A 17,069-nucleotide genomic window follows, 5' to 3' on the forward strand; every position below is an offset into this window, starting at 1 on the left:
CGGAATCCATTCCTCCACCGTCTCTGCCGCCCGATGGATTCCGGGCTCGCAACTTCGTCGCGCCCCGGAATGACGGATGGGAGAGCTGGGGCGCCATGATAACCTTGCGTGCGCCGCACCTCCGCGCGATCGGTAACTCCATTAAGCCCGTATGAAACGACCAGCCATGTCGAGCCATCAGCAGCCTCGCCCCTCCCTGCTCCGCATCCCCCTGTTCCGCCTGCTCGCCATCAACCTCGCGATCGGTGCCTGCGCCGCGGCGATCCTCGTCGGCGGGTTGCTCTGGCTCAACCCCGGCCGTCTGCGCGAGCTGATCTTCGCCGACAGTTCCCCCGGCATCGCGCTCGCCGTGCTGCTGGCCTCCTTCCTCATCACGTTCGGCTCGGCCGCGATGGGCAGCGCGATCATGGCGCAGGGGCGCAAGGAGGACAGCGGCAAAGACGGCGACAGGGACAGCGGTCACGGATCGCCGCTGGCATTGCAGGAAGTGCAACGCCCGCGCGCGCAGTGACGCGCCCGCCGCGACGGGCAAAGCCAGCCGCCGCACATACCGGATCACATCATCTGCACGCAGTCGGGAAGATTTGCAGCTTGGCGCACCTTCCTGCGCAGCGCGCTGCCCGCGCTGCGTTGTGCAATTGCGAGGACGAATAATGTGGTTCAACGAACCGAAACAATTGCTTCGATGCGTGTAGGCACCGCCTGTCGCAACCAGCGCATATCTGATGCGCTCGCTGCGACATCAGCGCCGTCACGATTTGCTTGCCATCGCAGGACGCCTTCTATAGCCTTCTATTTTAGGTTGTCGCCCCGCCAGCCCCGGGCGACGCTGAAGAGATAAACGGCGGGCTTCGGCCCGCCGTTTATTGCAGGGCATGTCTTGAAGGGCATGTATTTAAGGGCATGGCGACGAGCCCGAAAGCCATAAGCCCGAAAGTCATTTGACTGCGGCGTCCTGATCGTGGACAAGCCGCCATGGCCAAAAAACCCGGAACCAACCCGAAAGGCGAATTCGCCTTCTTCAACGTCGTCTACGAAGACGATTCCCAACGCTCCAACCGCCGCGTGCCCGCCGAGCTCCTCGGCGGCCTCGACGGCGACGAACCCGCGCGCAGCTTCATCAGGGAACAGGACCGTGAGATCGCCGAGAAGAGCGGGAGACCGCCGCTGGAGATCAAGCGGATCGAACGGGTGGGGGTGAAGAAGAAGTAGGGTGTGACTGCTCCACGTCGTTGCGAGCGCCGCGAAGCAGTCCAGCAATGCCTCCGCGGAAACACTCTGGATTGTTTCGGCGCGCTAGCAAGCACGGCACAGCAAAAAACGGCGGGCCAAGGCCCGCCGTTTTGCTTTGGATCGCTGCATGCGATCAATTATCCAAGAAGCTCCGCAGCTTCCGCGACCGCGACGGATGCTTCAGCTTCCGCAGCGCCTTGGCTTCGATCTGCCTGATACGCTCGCGCGTCACGCTGAACTGCTGTCCCACTTCTTCCAGCGTGTGGTCGGTGTTCATGCCGATACCGAAGCGCATGCGGAGCACGCGCTCTTCGCGCGGGGTGAGCGAGGCCAAAACGCGCGTGGTGGTCTCGCGCAGGTTGGACTGGATCGCGGCGTCGATCGGGAGGATCGCGTTCTTGTCCTCGATGAAATCGCCGAGGTGTGAATCCTCCTCGTCGCCGACCGGCGTCTCCAGCGACAGCGGCTCCTTGGCGATCTTGAGGACCTTGCGGACCTTCTCCAGGGGCATGCCGAGCTTCTCGGCGAGCTCTTCCGGGGTCGGCTCGCGGCCGATCTCGTTGAGCATCTGGCGGGACGTGCGCACGATCTTGTTGATCGTCTCGATCATGTGCACGGGGATGCGGATGGTGCGGGCCTGATCCGCAATGCTGCGCGTGATCGCCTGCCGGATCCACCAAGTGGCGTAGGTCGAGAACTTGTAGCCGCGGCGGTACTCGAACTTGTCGACCGCCTTCATCAGGCCGATGTTGCCTTCCTGAATCAGGTCAAGGAACTGCAGGCCGCGGTTGGTGTATTTCTTGGCGATCGAGATCACCAAGCGGAGGTTGGCTTCCACCATCTCCTTCTTGGCCTGGCGGGCCTCGCGCTCGCCCTTCTGCACGGAGTGCACGATCTTGCGGAACTCGACGATCTCGAGGCCGGTCAGCGCGGCGAGCTGATGCACCTCGTGGCGGAGGTCCTTGATGCGGTCCTTCTCGTGGTGGACGAAGTTCTTCCAGCCCTTGGCCGAGAGTTTCGAGACGCGGTTGAGCCAGCGCGGATCCAATTCAGAACCCGTGTAGTTGCGCAAAAAGTCCTCGCGGGCGACGCCGTGGCTGTCGGCGAGGCGCATCAGGCGGCCCTCGTGCGAGACGAGGCGCTTGTTGATGTCGTAGAGCTGCTCGACGAGGCTGTCGATGCGCGCCTGGTTGAGGCGCAGCGACTTCACCTCGACGATGATCTCGTCCTTCAGCTTCTTGTACTTGCGCTCCTGGTGCGGCGAGAGCGACTCGTTCTGGAGCTGGTTCTGGATGTCCTGCTCCTGAAGCTTACGCAGCTTCTTGTAGCTGTCGGCGATGCGGTCGAAGATCTCGACCACCTTCGGCTTGAGCTCGGCCTCGATTGCCGCGAGCGACATCTGGTTCTCGAACTCGTCGTCGTCCATGTCGGACTCGGCCGCGGCCTCGCCCGGATCCTTCTCTTCGCCCTCGGGGGCGGCCGCGGGGGCCGCGCGGAACGGGGTCGGCGCCGGCGGCGCTGCAGGCGGTGCGACATGCGCGGGCGCGGCGCCGGATGCCGTGGCTTCGCCGCCCTCGGCCGAGGCTTCGCCGTTCTCGCCATTGGGACCTGCGATCATCGCCGTGTTCATGCCGGCCTTGGCGTCGGGGCCGGCATAGGTGGCTTCGAGATCGATGATGTCGCGGAGGAAGATCTTGCCTTCGTTGAGCTCGTCGCGCCAGATGATGATGGCCTGGAAGGTCAGCGGGCTTTCGCACAGGCCCGCGATCATCGCCTCGCGGCCCGCCTCGATGCGCTTGGCGATCGCGATTTCGCCTTCGCGGGAGAGCAGCTCGACCGTGCCCATCTCGCGCAGATACATGCGAACGGGATCGTCGGTGCGCTCGCCCGGCTCGCTCTTCTTGACCTCGGTGACAGCCTTCTGGGTGACCTCGACGAGCTCGTTGTCGGTCTCGTCCTCGCCCTCGTCCTTCTCCTCTTCGCCTTCGCTGTCGTCGGCTTCGGTGACGTTGATGCCCATGTCCGAGAGCATCGACATGATGTCCTCGATCTGTTCGGGCGAGGTCTGGTCGGACGGCAGGACTTCGTTGAGCTGATCGAAGGTCACGAAGCCGCGCTTCTTGGCCTGCTTGATCATCTTCTTGACGGCCGCGTCGGACAGGTCGAGCAAGGGAGACGGCGCGTCCTGGGAGTCCTTCTCCGGCGCATCCGCTGCCTTGTCGTCCTTTTCCTTGTCCTTCGCCTGCAGCGTCTTTGCCTTGGTGGCCATCCATTGCTCCTAAACGCGCTTCATGCGAGACGCCCGCCGCGCCTTCGCGTGAATTCACATGAACCTGTTGCTCGACGCTCTCGCTTCGGCAGCTCTCGACACGGAAAGGGCGGCGCACAAACCTCTCGCCACCCCCAACTTTCTCTCGCCGGAATTGCCTAACGCTTCGTCAGCCTCTTTGTCGCGGCGGATGCAGGTATATTGCCAACAGTGATTGCGCGGATTCATTCCTGACGCGTCTGTTCTGCCTGCGGCCGCCTCTGGGCCAAAGTGCTACAAGACCGTTAAGCCTCGATTAACCCTGTTTTTGCCGCCAAACCTAGGATTTGGCGAGTCTTTTAGCGGTTCCGGCCGCGGCCGTCCGCATGATTCTTTCATCACGTGCTCTTCTGGAGCCGGCCCGACAGCTCGCCAAAACCCTCGATCAGGGCCTCGGTGCCGTCGACTTCGCTGATCCGAGCCTTGACATCACGCAGCCATGCCAGATTGGCCTCGCTGGGGTCCTCCCCCAAGGCCAGCTCGGCGTCTTTCAGCTCTCTAAGTAGTGAATGCCACTGCCGATGCAAGGCAACGAGCTGGTGCCAGGTGGCAAGAACGTCGTCCCGTGCCGCGCCCTCCAGAGCGGCCCACACCGCCTGGGTCGTGATGGCGCCCTCAACCCGTTGAAGGGCCTGGGAAAAACCGCCCCGATCGAGATCACTGCGCATCTTTTCGGCGAGCTCGCCGGGGTCCGGCGAGTGGTGATGGTCGTTGGCGAAGGCGGCGATGATGCCGGCCCTGAGCTTGTGCGCCTCGGGATGGGCGAGTTCCAGGGCGGCGACCTCCTCCAGATGCTCATGCAGCAGCCAGGGGTGGTTGATCAGGCATTGCAGGATCAGGGCTTCCCGGCGGGAGATCGCGCTGCGCTGTCCCCGCATGATCGGGCTCGCCGCCAGCTGGGGGCTCGCCGCTTGGTAGGGGCCGGAGGGAAGCGGGATGGAACCGGGCGTGCCGCGGCGGCCTCCGCCGAATCCCTGGCCGCCGAATCGATTCGCGCCTGCCCGCGGCTGGAACGAGCGGCCACCGCCCGGGCGGAAATTGCCCCGGCCGCCGAAGCCGCCGCGCCCGCCCTCGGGCGCGAAGGTGCGCTGCAGCCGCTCGACGAACTCGTCGCGATAATAGCGCCGCACCACCTCGTCGCGGATGCCGTTGGTGAGCTCCCTGATGCGCGCCTCCAGCGCGGCGCGGCGCTCGGGCGTCGCAAAATTTCCGCCCTCGAGCTCGCGCGACCAGATCATGTCGGCGAGCGGACGGGCCGCAGCGATCACCTCCTCGACCGCGCCGCGCCCGCCCGAGCGGACGAGATCGTCGGGATCCTGCCCTTCCGGCAACAGCGCGAAACGCAGGCTCTTGCCGGGCGCGAGGAAGGGCAAGGCCAGGTCCGCGGCGCGATAGGCCGCCTTCTGGCCGGCGCGGTCGCCGTCGAAGCAGAGGATCGGCTCGTCCGCCATCTTCCAGAGCAGCGCGAGCTGGCTCTCGGTGAGCGCAGTGCCGAGCGGCGCCACGGCGCCGGCAAAGCCCGCGGTGACCATGGCGATGACGTCGACATAGCCTTCGACCACGATCAGCGGGCTGCCGTCATACGTGGCTTTGCGCGCGGTCTGGTGATTGTAGAGATTGTCGCCCTTGTGGAAGAGCGGCGTCTCCGGCGAATTCAGGTATTTTGCCGGTACGTCCTTCTCCAACGCGCGCCCGCCGAAGGCGATGACGCGGCCGCGCAAATCGGTGATCGGAAACATCACGCGGTCGCGGAAGCGATCGTACGGCACCGGGATGTCGTCGCCGGCCACGAGCAGCCCGGTTTCGACCATGTCCTCGACGGAAACGCCGAGCTTGCCGAGATGCTCCTTCAGCGCGAAGCGATCGGGCGAGGCATAGCCGAGGCGAAACTGCAATTGAGTCGCCGGTGAAATGGCGCGGTCGGCGAGATAGCCGCGCGCTTTGGCGCCGACCCGCGAGGCCAGCGTCTCCGCGAAGAACTTGGCCGCGAGATCCATGACGTCATGCAGCGATTTGCGCCGCTGCTCGTGCCGCGCGGCATCCGGCGTCACCGCCGGCAGCGGCAGGCCCGCCATGCCCGCGAGCCGCTCGACGGCTTCGGCGAACGGCAGGCCGTCGGTCTCCATCACGAAGGTGATGATGTCGCCATGCTTGCCGGAGGAGAAGTCGTGGTAAAAGCCCTTCTGGTCGTTGACGTAGAAGGACGGCGTCTTCTCCTGCTGGAACGGGGACAGCCCCTTCCACTCCCGCCCCGCCTTCTTCAGCTTGACGCGCTTGCCCACGACTTCGGAGACCGAAAGCCGGGCACGAAGCTCGTCGAGGAACTGGGGCGTGAAGCGCATGGGGCTCGGGGTCTAGCGCGAATCAGCGTGAAACGGGCGAAGGATCAGGGATATAGGTGCGGCGCTGCCAAAGGCCAGGTTTGGGAGGGTTATCCGGGTTATTCGACCTATGCACAGGCCCGACAGTCATTGCTCCGTCATTCCGGGGCGCGCGTAGCGCGAGCCCGGAATCTATTGCTCACAGCATTCCGGCGGCGCGATGGATTCCGGGCTCGCGCCAAGGGGCGCGCCCCGGAATGACGAGCCACTTGCACCCCGCCCGGTTCCACGCTTCCATAGCTCCCCATGTTCAGGACCTTTCGAGGCGGCCAGAGCGGGGGCTGGCGCGTGATCTCGATTTCAGCCGTGACGGGCGAGCCCCTGCCCTTCATGCCGGCGCTGTCGGTGACCGACAGCGACGCCGTGTCATTGCCGCTTGTCCCCTCGCGGAGTGGATGGCGGCTGGTGGGGGTCGCAAGCAGCCTGCGTTACACCGAGCGGGCCGAGAAGCAGCAACTCGTGGCGGTGCAGGCGGGCCTGGGCCGTCCGGAGGCGACGTCAGCGGCGCTGATCCCGATCCGCAAGTCGCAGGCTTGGTGGGAGCTGACCCAGGAGGAGCGCCGCAAGATTTTCGAGGACAAGTCGCACCACATCGCGAGCAGCCTGCGCTTCCTGCCCGCGGTCGCGCGCCAGCTTTATCACTGCCGCGACCTCGGCGAGCCCTTCGATTTCCTGACCTGGTTCGAATACGCCCCCGCCGACGCCTCGCTGTTCGAGGAGCTGGTGGCGATGCTGCGGCGAACCGAGGAGTGGACCTATGTAGAGCGCGAGGTCGACGTGCGCGTGGTGAAGGAAGTGTTGTCGGCTTAGCCATCCAGGAAGCGCCCGGACGCGATGCGCGGCAGATCGGTGACGGGCCAATTGTAGACGTAGGTCCAGGCCTTTTGCGTGGCGCCATCCGCGCGCGCTACGTCGACCAGCAGCCGCAGATATTCGGTCGGCTCCGGAAAGCCCTCGCCGCAGGCTTCGTACATGTCGAGCTCGCGCAACAGCTCGTCCGGCACACGCAGTTGAAACAGTTCGCCGTGGACGACGTCCGACGGCGCGTCGGAGAGCAGCAATCCCGGATAGTGCTTCACCAGAACGAGCCGGCCGCGGCAGGTGGCTTCACCGAGAAATTCCGCATGGCCCGCCAGCAGCCGCGCCATCGGATGGTCGAAGCCGCGCATCAAGGTGCCGTAGACGAAGAGGCGATCTGTGGTCATGCTGCCCTGATGTTGCGACGTCGGTGCAATAGCGTTACTCCGTTTAGCCAAATTATCCTTTCATAGGCAATCCGGATGGACCTTCACACGGCCGAGACGACCGAACACCTGCTCGGCGAGGGGGATAGTCCGCCCGTTCATGAGGTGAATGCGAGCGGGAGCTCGCACTTCCTGCTCACCTCGGATCACTACGGACGGGCGCTGCCCCGCGCGCTCGGCGATCTCGGCATCGCGGAAAGCGAGCTTGCCAGGCACATCGGCTGGGACATCGGCATCGCCGGCGTCGCCGACCGGCTTGCCGACCTGCTCGACGCGCATCTGATCGCGCAGCGCTACTCCCGGCTCGTGATCGACTGCAACCGCCCGCCCGCGTCAGTAAGCGCGGTCCCCGTCATCTCCGAGGCGACCGCGATCCCGCGCAACGAGAACATTTCGGAGCGGGAGCGCGAGGCGCGTCGGCGCGAGATCTTCGAGCCCTATCATGATCGCATCGACGCTGCGATCGACGCCCGCCTGCACGCGAAGCGGCCGACCGTGCTGGTGTCGCTGCACAGTTTCACGCCGGTCTATGCCGGCGTCGCGCGGCCCTGGCACGTCGGGGCGCTCTACAATCGCGACGCCGTGCTGCCGCATCTGCTGCTCAAGCACCTGCACGGGGAAGGCGATCTCGTCGTCGGCGACAACGAGCCTTATGCCGTAAGCGACCTGACCGACTACACCATTCCCGTCCACGGCGAAGGGCGCGGCCTCGTCAGCACCGGCATCGAGATTCGGCAGGATCTGATCGCGGACCCTACGGGCCAGCAGCAATGGGCCGAGCGGCTGGCGCGGATCCTGCGCGAGATCGAGGGCGAGCTGCGGCCGAGGCTGTTGCCGTAAGGCTCACTTCGCCCGGGTCAGCGCCAGCCAGATGCCGCCGCCGATCATGAAGCCGCCGGAGATGCGCGATATCATGCGGGTGCGGCGCGCCGAGAAGAATTTTCGGGCGCGGCCGGCGGCGATGGCATAGAGCGCATCCGTCATCACTGCCGTCACCATGAAGGTGGCGCCCAGCAGCGCGACCTGCGGAAAGTGCGGCTGGTTCATGTCCATGAATTGCGGGATGAAGGCGCCGAAGAACACCAGCACCTTCGGGTTCGACAGCAGCACCAGAAATCCCTGCAGGAAGAAGCCGCCGCGCGGCGGCGGAGGCGGGGCGTCGACATCGACGCCCTCGACCGGCGCCCAGATCAGCTTGATGCCGAGCCAGATCAGATAGGCGGCACCGGCAAAGCGCACCCAGTCGAACCAGTAGCCCATGGTCGCCATCAGCGAGGTCAGGCCGACCGCGACGATGCCGATGACGATGGCAAGCCCGGCTTGCGCGCCGGCAACGTTGATGAGCGCCGCACGCGTGCCGTGGCGCAGGCCATTGGCGATAACGAGGGTGACGATCGGCCCCGGCAGCAGCGCCAGCGCAATGCAGGCGGCGACGAAGGCAAGAAAGGCTTGCATGGACATCATGGAAAGACTCACTGCGGTTCAAGCGCATTAATGCATGGCGACGCCTGGAACGAAAGCCACGTGAGTCGTTCCAGGCATTGAGGCGCTTGTTGACATGCAACCATTTAGTTGCCTATTATCGCCGCCATGGATGAGGTCTTCAAGGCGCTCGCGGACGGCTCGCGACGTTCGTTGCTCGACAGGCTTCACGCCAGGAACGGCCAGACGCTGAATGAGCTCTGCGAGGGGCTCGCGATGACGCGACAGGCCGTCACCAAGCACCTTGCCATCCTGGAGGACGCGAACCTCATCACCACCATCAGGCACGGCCGCGAGAAGCTGCACTACCTCAACCCGGTGCCGATCCATCAGATCGGCGAACGCTGGATCAGAAAATTCGAGCGCGGCAAGCTCGCCGCACTCGGCGAGCTGAAAAGGCAGTTGGAGAAGGGCGACGAGTAAGCCCGCTCAACGAAGGATTTGATGCACGATGAACCTCGACCAGTTCAAGCCTCTCACCGTCTACACCATCTACATTGCCTCGACGCCGGAGAAGGTGTGGGAGGCGCTGACCTCGGCCGAGTTCAGCCGCGCGTATTTTTCCGGCTTCGCGGTGGAGATGCAGCCGAAGCTCGGCGGCAGCTTCATCGTGCGCGCCCCCGATGGCTCGGAGCACATCCGTGGCGAAGTGTTCGAATACGATCCGCCCAGGAAGCTGACGGTGACGTGGAACGTGAACTGGCCGGGTCTCGTCGAAAAACTCGGCATCACCGTCGTCACCTACGAGATCGAGCCGGCCGGCGAAGCCGTCCGCCTCACCCTGAGTCAGCGGCACGACCGCGAGCTAAGCGACGACATCCTTTCCGGCGGCCGCACCGGCTGGCCCGCGATCCTGTCCGGATTAAAGAGCCTGCTGGAAACCGGCAAGGCGCCGAAGATCGAGATGGCTCCGCCGGTGAAGCTGCTGGAAGCGCTGAAGGCGATGGGGATCGAGACGCCGTAGACGCCGTGTCATTCCGGGGCGCCCGTCGCGCGAGCCCGGAATCCATTTCGCGGCAGAGTTGGCGGATCAATGGATTCCGGGTTCGCCTTCGGGCGCCCCGGAATGACGACTAGACGGGCACCGGCGCCACCAGCCGTCGGTACAGATGCCACGTCGCGTGCCCGAGCACCGGCAGCGTCACGACCAGCCCGAGAAAATAGGGCAGCGCCGAGACGATCAGCAGCATCACGATGACGGCGGCCCAACCGATCATCGGCAGCGGGCTCGTCACCACCGCGCGCACGCTCGTCACCATGGCCGTGACGAAATCGACGTCGCGGTCGAGCAGCAGCGGGAACGACACTACGGTCAGCGAGAACAGGATCAGCGACAGCACGGCGCCGACGGCATTGCCGATGCCGAGGAACAGCAGGCCCTCGCTGGTCGTCAGCACCACCGTCATGAATTCCTGCAGGCTCGAGAACGAGGCGTTGAGGCCGAGCAGCAGCGCGATCAGGAGCCGCACCTGATACATCCAGACCACGAACACGAACAGCGTGACGAAAGCCATCCAGCCGATCTCGCTACGCGAGCGTATCGCCGACCAGATGGCCCCGAATGAGACCGGCTCGCCGCGCTCGCGGCGGCGGCTGATTTCGTACAGACCGATCGCCACGAAGGGGCCGATCAGGGCGAAGCCGGCGGCAAGCGGATAGACCAGATAGACCATGCCGAAGGCAGTGAGACAGAGCATGATGACGATGCCGCCGGCGGCGTAGAGCGCACCGAAGCAGAGGCCGTAGAGCGGCAGAGCCTGGAAATCGCGCAGACCTTCGACCAGCGACTCGGCGATGTCGACCGCCGCCACGCGACGCACCACCGGATCGACCTTGCCCGAGATGGACATCAGCTTCCTCCGTATTCCGACGCGATCGTTCGTCGCGCGCATGCGGCGATATTAGCGCCGCCGCGCCGAGGCGCAACTTGACGCCGGCCGGCACAACGCGTGGCGGCGGCACGACTATGCTCGCAATGCGAAATCTTTAGCGTTTGTTGCGATTTTTGCGCCGATGTTTATGGACGAGGCACATGATCGTGCCTCAAATTGTACCTCCGAGCACCGTCGCCCCAGAGCGGATCGTTCACCGATGAGCCTGCGTACCCGGTTACTGATCCTCGTCATTGCGGCCATGCTCGTGCCGGCAATTCTGGTCGGGCTGCGCTTCGTGCAGAACCGGACGAGCGAGATCGACGCGGCGCTGGCCAATCTGGCCGCCTCCGCCGACGACATCGCCAGCGATCTGAACGAGAAGATCCAGGGCACCGCCCAACTTCACTATGGTCTCGCCCGCGCCCGCGATCTCGACACGCGCGACAAGGCGGCTTGCTCGGCCTTCCTGTCGGATGTCCGCGAAGAATATCCGCAGTTCACGGGTATCCTGACCATCGATCCGGACGGCCGCCTGTTCTGTGACTCGCTGCGGACCAACCGCACACTCGACCTGAACGACCGCGCCTATTTCAAAGAGGTCAAGAACCTTCAAGGCGTCGTCGCAGTGGAGCCGGTGTTCGGCCGCCTCACCGGATTGTCGGTGCTCCAGATCGCCTATCCCGTGCGATCGGAGGCGGGTGCGCTGAAATTCGTGCTGCTGGCGTCTTTCAACCTGAACAAGTTCGCGGAAGTTCACGACAAGCGGCTACCCGCCGAGAAGGACATCCTGTTTGTCGACGCCAAGGGCACGGTCCTGGCGGCTCCCAAAGGCGGCGGCTGGAGCGAGCCCGTCGGCGGGTCCATCGCCAGCTCCGAGCTGTTCCGCTTTGCGGCGTCGCCCGACGGCATGCCATTTCGGGAAATCACCGACCGCGACGGCCGCACGCAGATCTGGGGCGTTGCGCGCTCGCCCGCGATCCGCAAGGCCGGCCTCTACATCCTGGTCGGGCGATCCAAGGACGGACTTGTCGCGGCGGCCAGCCGACGGCTTTACGAGGACATGGCGATCCTCGCGGTCGCCTCGCTGCTGCTGCTCGCCGGCCTGTGGATGCTCACGACCGTGAGCATCGGACGGCAGGTCGGGCGGCTCGCCGCCATGGCAAAGAGCCTCGGACACGGCGATCTCCGTGCGCGCATTCCGGAGCCCCATCCAAGCGGCGAACTCGGCGGATTGATGAGTTTGCTCAACAACACGGCCGCATCGCTCGAGCAGCAACGCGCCGCCATCGCCGATCTCAGCCACAAGCTCAGCCAGTCCCAGAAGATGGAAGCCATGGGCCAGCTCACCGGCGGCGTGGCGCATGATTTCAACAATCTCCTGACCGTCATTCTCGGCAATGCGGAACACCTCGCCGACAGGCTTGCGGGCGACAAGGAATTGCACCGGATAGCGAACGACGTCGCGACTGCCGCCGAGCGCGGTTCCGACCTGACGCGGAGCCTGTTGGCCTTCGCCCGCAAGCAGCCGCTGCGGCCGCGGGAGATCGACATTGCCGAGCAGGTGACCGGCATGACGCAGCTGCTGCGGCGGAGCCTGGGCGAGCACATCGAGTCCAGCTTCGAGTTCGCGCCGGATCTATGGCTCGCCAGCGTCGATCCCGGCCAACTGGCGACGGCCGTGCTCAACCTCGTGCTCAACGCGCGCGATGCGATGCCCGACGGCGGCAAGCTGACGGTCGAGGTGCACAACGTATCGCTCGGTGAATCCGACCTCGACGTCAATGGCGAGCCGCGGCCTGGCGACTACGTCATGCTGGCCGTGACGGATACCGGAACCGGGATGAGCAGCGAAGTGTTGGGGCGCGCGTTCGAGCCTTTCTTCACCACCAAGGAGGTCGGCAAGGGGACGGGCCTTGGCCTCAGCATGGTCTACGGGTTTGCGCAACAATCCGGCGGGCTGGTGCAGATCCAGTCCGAACCGGGGAAAGGCAGCGTCGTCAGGCTTTTCTTTCCCCGCCTCGCGACACCGCCGAGCGAAGAGCTGCTGCCGCAAGAGCGTGCCACCGCACCCGACGGGCACGAGACCATTCTCGTCGTCGAGGACGACGACATGGTGCGCGCCTATGTCGAGAACGAGCTGAAGGCGCTCGGCTACCGCGTCATCGCGACGTCGAACGGGCCCGCCGCGCTGGACGTGCTGCGCCAAGCGGGGGACATCCAGCTGCTGTTCACCGATGTCGTGATGCCCGGCGGCATGTTCGGGCCAGAGCTGGCGAAGCAGGCCATGCAATTGCGGCCTGGTCTCAAGGTGCTCTTCACCTCCGGCTACAGCCAAGATCCCGTCAAGGCGTCCGACGGAATTGGCGATGCCCGGATTCTTACCAAGCCGTTCCGCCGTAAGGATCTCGCCGCGATGCTGCGCGCCGCGCTTTCGGAGCCGGAGCGGTAGGACGTGGACACGTGTTTGGAACAGCGCTCCGATACGGCCGCATTTTGATCTCTCCTTAGGTCGAGGCAACCGATCGACGCTATTGGTTCGTCCGACCTTCACGGTGGTAACGATTGGTACAAAAGGACATGCCTGGTGTACTTTACTGCCTTTCTGATCGTAATAGTCTTGAGCACGGTGGTATCGCTTCGTCGATCAAGGAATCTATCGAGCAACTCTCGGGGGGCCGGCCCGGCCCAAAGGCTCGCAGCGCGGCGGCGGGCGCTTTGGCCGGCGCTCTGCGCGGCTATTTTTGGGCTCGGGCTGCTCGCATTTCATCATATTCAAGATAAGCAGGAATTCGGTCCCTCTGTGACACTCGATCTCGCGGCGTTTACTGCCGCATTCCTCGGCGGCTGGTTTCTTGGCGTCATTGGCGGGATGGAATGGGATTGAGCGGCGTGATCAACGCAAAACCAAAATGTGTCGAACTATCGTGGCCGACAAGCTAGCATGACTCTGGTATCCTCCTGCTGCCCTGGTCTGGCCCTTCAGCCAAGATCAGGATGCGAAGCTATCCCCTCGCGCGCAGCTCGCGGCGCAGCACCTTGCCGGTCGCCGTCATCGGCAGCGTCTCTGTGAATGCGACGATGCGCGGATATTCGTGGGCGGCGAGCTGCACCTTGACGAAGTCCTGGATCTCGCGGGCGAGCGCGTCGGTGCCGGTAAAGCCGGGCCGCAGCACGATCCAGGCCTTGATCGACTCGGTGCGGATCGGATCGGGGATGCCGACCACCGCGGCCATCGCCACCGACGGATGCTTCATCAAGGTGTGCTCGATCTCGGACGGGCCGACCCGATAGCCCGCGGTGGTGATGACGTCGTCCTCGCGGCTGACATACCAGAAATAGCCGTCCTCGTCCTGCACGCCGAGATCGCCGGTGAGCAGGAAGTCGCCGGCATATTTCTTCGCGGTCGCCTCCTCGTTGCGCCAATATTCGAGCATGGTGACGGGGCATGGCTGGCGCACGCCGATGATGCCGCGCTGGCCGCGCGGCAATTCCTCGCCCTTATCGTCGACGATGCGGACGTCGAACCCCGGCGTCGCCTTGCCCATCGAACCCGGGCGGATCGGAAACAGATTGGAGTTGCTGCCGATCACGAGATTGCACTCGGTCTGGCCGAACACCTCGTGCGCGTCGATGCCGAAGGTCTCGCGCACCCAGCCGAGCAACTCGCCGCCGAGCGACTCGCCACCGGTGAAGATGCTGCGCAGCCTGACGCCCGGATGCTTCACGCCGGCCTGCCGCATCAGCTTCAGCGCGGTCGGCGGCAGGAAGACGTTGCGCACGGAAAGATCGGCCATCATCTGCATCGCCGCCAGCGGCTCGAATTTTCGTGCGCGGTGGCCGACGAGAGGAATGCCGTGGTACCAGAACGCGAACAGCCCGTTGATGAGCCCGCCGATCCAGGCCCAGTCGGCCGGCGTCCACATGAGATCGCCAGGCCTCGGCAGGAAGTCGTGGCACATCTCCACGTTCGGGAGGTGACCGAGCACGACGCGGTGCGCGTGCAGCGCGCCCTTCGGATTGCCCGTGGTGCCCGAGGTGTAGATGATCAGCGCGGGATCGTCGCATGAGGTATCCACGCGCGTGAAGTCGGGCGAAGCCGCCTTCACCGCACCCCAAAACGATGTCGCGCCCGACGGCACACGCCCGCCGACGACATAGACAGTCTTCAGGTCAGGCAGGCGGTCGCGCATCCTGGCGAGCTTCTCCCAGCCGCCCTCATCGGTCACGATCGCCTTGGCTTGCGAATTCGACAGGCGGAACTCCAGCGCGTCCTCGCCAAACAGCGCGAACAGCGGGATCGAGATCAGGCCGGACCGGAAGGCCGCCATATGCACAATCGGCAATTCCAGCGACTGCGACAGGAACACGGCGACGCGGTCGCCGCGGACAAGCCCGTCCGCCTTCAGCACATTGGCAAAGCGGCGCGACATCTCGGCGATCTCGTCGAAGGAGGTGCGGCTGGTGGCGCCGTGCTCGTCGACATAGATCAATGCCAGCCGGCCCGTGCCGTCGGCATGACGATCGCAGCACGCCTCGGCGATGTTGAAGCGCGCAGGGATGTCCCAGCGGAAGTTGCGATAGAGCTCGTCGTAGGTCGCGGCTTCGGTCAGCATGTAAGGCGTTTCCACGATGTCTCGTTGTTATCACCAGTCTAGGGCGGCCAATGCTGGGACAAGTCCCTCTCGTCATTCCGGGGCGATGCGAAGCATCGAGCCCGGAATCCATCGGACGGCATTTCCTGCGGCTCGATGGATTCCGGGTTCGCCCTGCGGGCGCCCCGGAATGACAGCGAGTGAGTTACCGCACCGTTGCAAAGAACTTCCTGACATCGCGCACGAACAGCTCCGGCTGCTCGAAGGCGGCGAAATGGCCGCCCTTCTCCATCTCGCTCCAATGCGTGATATCGTGGAAGTTCGGCTCCATCCAGCGCCGCACTGGCGTGATGATCTCCTTGGGAAACACCGCGACACCCGTCGGCACCTTCACCACCGGCGTGGTGCGGCGTTTGCCAAAACTCTCCCAGTAGAGCCGCGCCGAGGAGGTCGCGGTCTCCGTTGCCCAATACAGCATGACGTTGTCGAGCAGTTCGTCCTTGCTGAAGATGTTCTCGGGATGGCCGTTGCAATCGGTCCAGGCCCAGAATTTTTCCAGGATCCAGGCGGCCTGCCCGCTCGGGGAATCCGTCAGGCCATAGCCGAGCGTCTGCGGCCGCGTCGATTGCTGCTTGGAATAACCGGAGTCGAGATCGGCATAGTGCTTGAGGCCAGCGAGCGCACGCTTCTCCTCCGCCGTCGGCTCGCCCTCGACCTTCGGCGCCGCGCTGAAGGCGAGCGTGATGTGGATGCCGGCGCAATGCTCCGCGTCCTGCGCGCCGAGCGAGGTCGTCACCGCCGAACCCCAGTCGCCGCCTTGCGCGCCGTAGCGCGCATAGCCGAGCCGCTCCATCAGCTTGGCCCAGGTCGCGGCGATGCGGTCGACGCCCCAGCCGGTGGTCCTCGGCTTCTCCGAGAAGCCGAAGCCCGGCAGCGAGGGACAGATCACGTGGAACGCGTCGGCGGGATTGCCGCCATGCGCAGCGGGGTCGATGAGCGGCGCGATCACTTTCTGGAATTCGACGATCGAGCCCGGCCAGCCATGGGTGATGATCAGCGGCAGCGCTGACGGCTCCTTCGAGCGCGCATGGATGAAATGGATGTCGAGCCCGTCGATCTCGGTGGTGAACTGCGCGAAGCGATTGAGTTTTGCTTCGCGTGCCCGCCAGTCGTAGCCGTTGGCCCAGTATGCGCAGATCTCCTGGATCCATTTGAGCGGCGCGCCCTGGCTCCAGTCGTCGACCAGTTCGGCCTCCGGCCAGCGCGTGCGGGCGAGGCGTGACTTGAGGTCGGCGAGGATGTCGTCGCTGACGGCGATGCGAAACGGCTTGATGGCGGTCATCGTGCCTCCCCTTGTTCTTCTTGTCATTCCGGGGCGTGCGGAGCACGAACCCGGAATCCATTGATCAGCAGAGTTGGCGGCCCGATGGATTCCGGGCTCGTGCTTCGCACGCCCCGGAATGACGGCTCAGCCAGACAGCGCAGCCTTCACTAGGCCCGACGCTTTGCCGAAATCCATCTGCCCGGCATATTTCGCGCGCAGCACGGCAATCACCTTGCCCATGTCCTTCATGCCGGCAGCGCCGGTCTCGCCGATCGCATCCGCGATCGCCTTCTTCACCTCGTCATCCGCCATCTGCTTCGGCAGGTACGCCGAGATCACCGCGATCTCCTCGCGCTCCTGGGCGGCGAGCTCGGCGCGGCCGCCCTTGTCGTAAAGCTCGACCGACTCCTGGCGCTGCTTGATCATCTTCTGCAGCACGGCGAGCAGGTCGGCGTCCGACAGCGGCGGCTTGCCCTGTCCGCGCGCGTCGATGTCGGCGTTCTTGATGGTGGAGTTGACCATGCGCAGCGTGGACAGCTTGCGCTCGTCCTTGGCCTTCATGGCCTCCTTGACCGCATTGTTGATGTCGTCGCGCAGCATGATCTTGATCCCTTCGCATATCCAAGGCCTG

16 protein-coding genes are annotated in these 17,069 nt (G+C 64.7%); 8 read left to right on the top strand and 8 right to left on the bottom strand.

Annotation, left to right across the window (positions count from 1 at the left end; all coding sequences use genetic code 11):
• Positions 1 to 166: 166 nt before the first annotated feature.
• Positions 167 to 511, top strand: a complete 345-nt coding sequence (locus AC3WLX_RS29765) for a hypothetical protein (RefSeq protein WP_492338669.1) — start codon at positions 167 to 169, stop codon at positions 509 to 511.
• Between the two features lie 464 nt (positions 512 to 975).
• Entirely contained in the window at positions 976 to 1,212 is a 237-nt protein-coding gene (locus AC3WLX_RS29770) for a hypothetical protein (RefSeq protein WP_492338670.1), read from the top strand.
• Positions 1,213 to 1,366: 154 nt separating this feature from the next.
• On the opposite strand, the gene rpoD is transcribed toward AC3WLX_RS29770, so the two are convergent.
• Both rpoD and dnaG read right to left on the bottom strand, forming a co-directional pair.
• The gene (gene rpoD, locus AC3WLX_RS29775; RefSeq protein WP_492338671.1) at positions 1,367 to 3,502 is read right to left on the bottom strand and encodes an RNA polymerase sigma factor RpoD; all 2,136 of its coding nucleotides are present in this window, start codon (positions 3,500 to 3,502) and stop codon (positions 1,367 to 1,369) included.
• A 377-nt stretch (positions 3,503 to 3,879) separates the two neighbouring features.
• Positions 3,880 to 5,883, bottom strand: a complete 2,004-nt coding sequence (gene dnaG / locus AC3WLX_RS29780) for a DNA primase (protein WP_492338672.1) — start codon at positions 5,881 to 5,883, stop codon at positions 3,880 to 3,882.
• A gap of 285 nt (positions 5,884 to 6,168) precedes the next feature.
• On the opposite strand from dnaG, the gene AC3WLX_RS29785 reads away from it, so the two are divergent.
• Complete coding sequence (locus tag AC3WLX_RS29785; protein WP_492338673.1) at positions 6,169 to 6,732, top strand: chlorite dismutase family protein; 564 nt, start codon at positions 6,169 to 6,171, stop codon at positions 6,730 to 6,732.
• On the opposite strand, the gene AC3WLX_RS29790 is transcribed toward AC3WLX_RS29785, so the two are convergent.
• The gene (locus tag AC3WLX_RS29790; RefSeq protein WP_492338674.1) at positions 6,729 to 7,127 is read right to left on the bottom strand and encodes a gamma-glutamylcyclotransferase family protein; all 399 of its coding nucleotides are present in this window, start codon (positions 7,125 to 7,127) and stop codon (positions 6,729 to 6,731) included. The genes AC3WLX_RS29785 and AC3WLX_RS29790 overlap by 4 nt on opposite strands.
• 75 nt (positions 7,128 to 7,202) lie before the next feature.
• Between AC3WLX_RS29790 and AC3WLX_RS29795 the strand changes: the two genes are divergently transcribed.
• The gene (locus tag AC3WLX_RS29795) at positions 7,203 to 8,006 is read left to right on the top strand and encodes an N-formylglutamate amidohydrolase (protein ID WP_492338675.1); all 804 of its coding nucleotides are present in this window, start codon (positions 7,203 to 7,205) and stop codon (positions 8,004 to 8,006) included.
• Positions 8,007 to 8,009: 3 nt separating this feature from the next.
• Here the strand turns inward: AC3WLX_RS29795 and AC3WLX_RS29800 are convergent, their stop codons facing one another.
• Complete coding sequence (locus AC3WLX_RS29800; RefSeq protein ID WP_291622350.1) at positions 8,010 to 8,630, bottom strand: LysE family translocator; 621 nt, start codon at positions 8,628 to 8,630, stop codon at positions 8,010 to 8,012.
• Positions 8,631 to 8,756: 126 nt separating this feature from the next.
• Between AC3WLX_RS29800 and AC3WLX_RS29805 the strand changes: the two genes are divergently transcribed.
• Positions 8,757 to 9,071: an ArsR/SmtB family transcription factor gene (locus tag AC3WLX_RS29805; protein ID WP_291622371.1), complete on the top strand. Its 315-nt coding sequence runs from the start codon at positions 8,757 to 8,759 to the stop codon at positions 9,069 to 9,071.
• A gap of 28 nt (positions 9,072 to 9,099) precedes the next feature.
• A complete protein-coding gene (locus tag AC3WLX_RS29810; RefSeq protein WP_492338676.1) occupies positions 9,100 to 9,612 on the top strand; it encodes an SRPBCC family protein in 513 nt (170 codons plus the stop codon).
• Between the two features lie 109 nt (positions 9,613 to 9,721).
• Here AC3WLX_RS29810 and AC3WLX_RS29815 read toward each other — a convergent pair whose 3' ends face one another.
• Positions 9,722 to 10,498 (bottom strand): DUF2189 domain-containing protein, encoded by a 777-nt coding sequence (locus AC3WLX_RS29815; protein WP_492338677.1) that lies wholly within the window; start codon positions 10,496 to 10,498, stop codon positions 9,722 to 9,724.
• A gap of 241 nt (positions 10,499 to 10,739) precedes the next feature.
• Between AC3WLX_RS29815 and AC3WLX_RS29820 the strand changes: the two genes are divergently transcribed.
• On the top strand, positions 10,740 to 12,971 hold the full coding sequence (locus AC3WLX_RS29820) for an ATP-binding protein (RefSeq protein ID WP_492338678.1): 2,232 nt from the start codon (positions 10,740 to 10,742) through the stop codon (positions 12,969 to 12,971).
• Positions 12,972 to 13,106: 135 nt separating this feature from the next.
• Positions 13,107 to 13,406 carry a hypothetical protein gene (locus AC3WLX_RS29825; RefSeq protein ID WP_492338679.1) on the top strand — a complete coding sequence of 100 codons (300 nt, stop codon included), beginning with the start codon at positions 13,107 to 13,109 and terminating at the stop codon, positions 13,404 to 13,406.
• A gap of 118 nt (positions 13,407 to 13,524) precedes the next feature.
• Here the strand turns inward: AC3WLX_RS29825 and AC3WLX_RS29830 are convergent, their stop codons facing one another.
• The 3 genes from AC3WLX_RS29830 to AC3WLX_RS29840 form a co-directional block, all read right to left on the bottom strand.
• Positions 13,525 to 15,135 (bottom strand): acyl-CoA synthetase, encoded by a 1,611-nt coding sequence (locus AC3WLX_RS29830; protein ID WP_492338680.1) that lies wholly within the window; start codon positions 15,133 to 15,135, stop codon positions 13,525 to 13,527.
• Positions 15,136 to 15,319: 184 nt separating this feature from the next.
• On the bottom strand, positions 15,320 to 16,456 hold the full coding sequence (locus tag AC3WLX_RS29835; RefSeq protein ID WP_492338681.1) for an epoxide hydrolase family protein: 1,137 nt from the start codon (positions 16,454 to 16,456) through the stop codon (positions 15,320 to 15,322).
• A gap of 126 nt (positions 16,457 to 16,582) precedes the next feature.
• On the bottom strand, positions 16,583 to 17,038 hold the full coding sequence (locus AC3WLX_RS29840; protein WP_291622363.1) for a GatB/YqeY domain-containing protein: 456 nt from the start codon (positions 17,036 to 17,038) through the stop codon (positions 16,583 to 16,585).
• Positions 17,039 to 17,069: the final 31 nt, after the last annotated feature.

The sequence above is a fragment of the Bradyrhizobium sp. FW305-F6 genome (assembly GCF_058782905.1).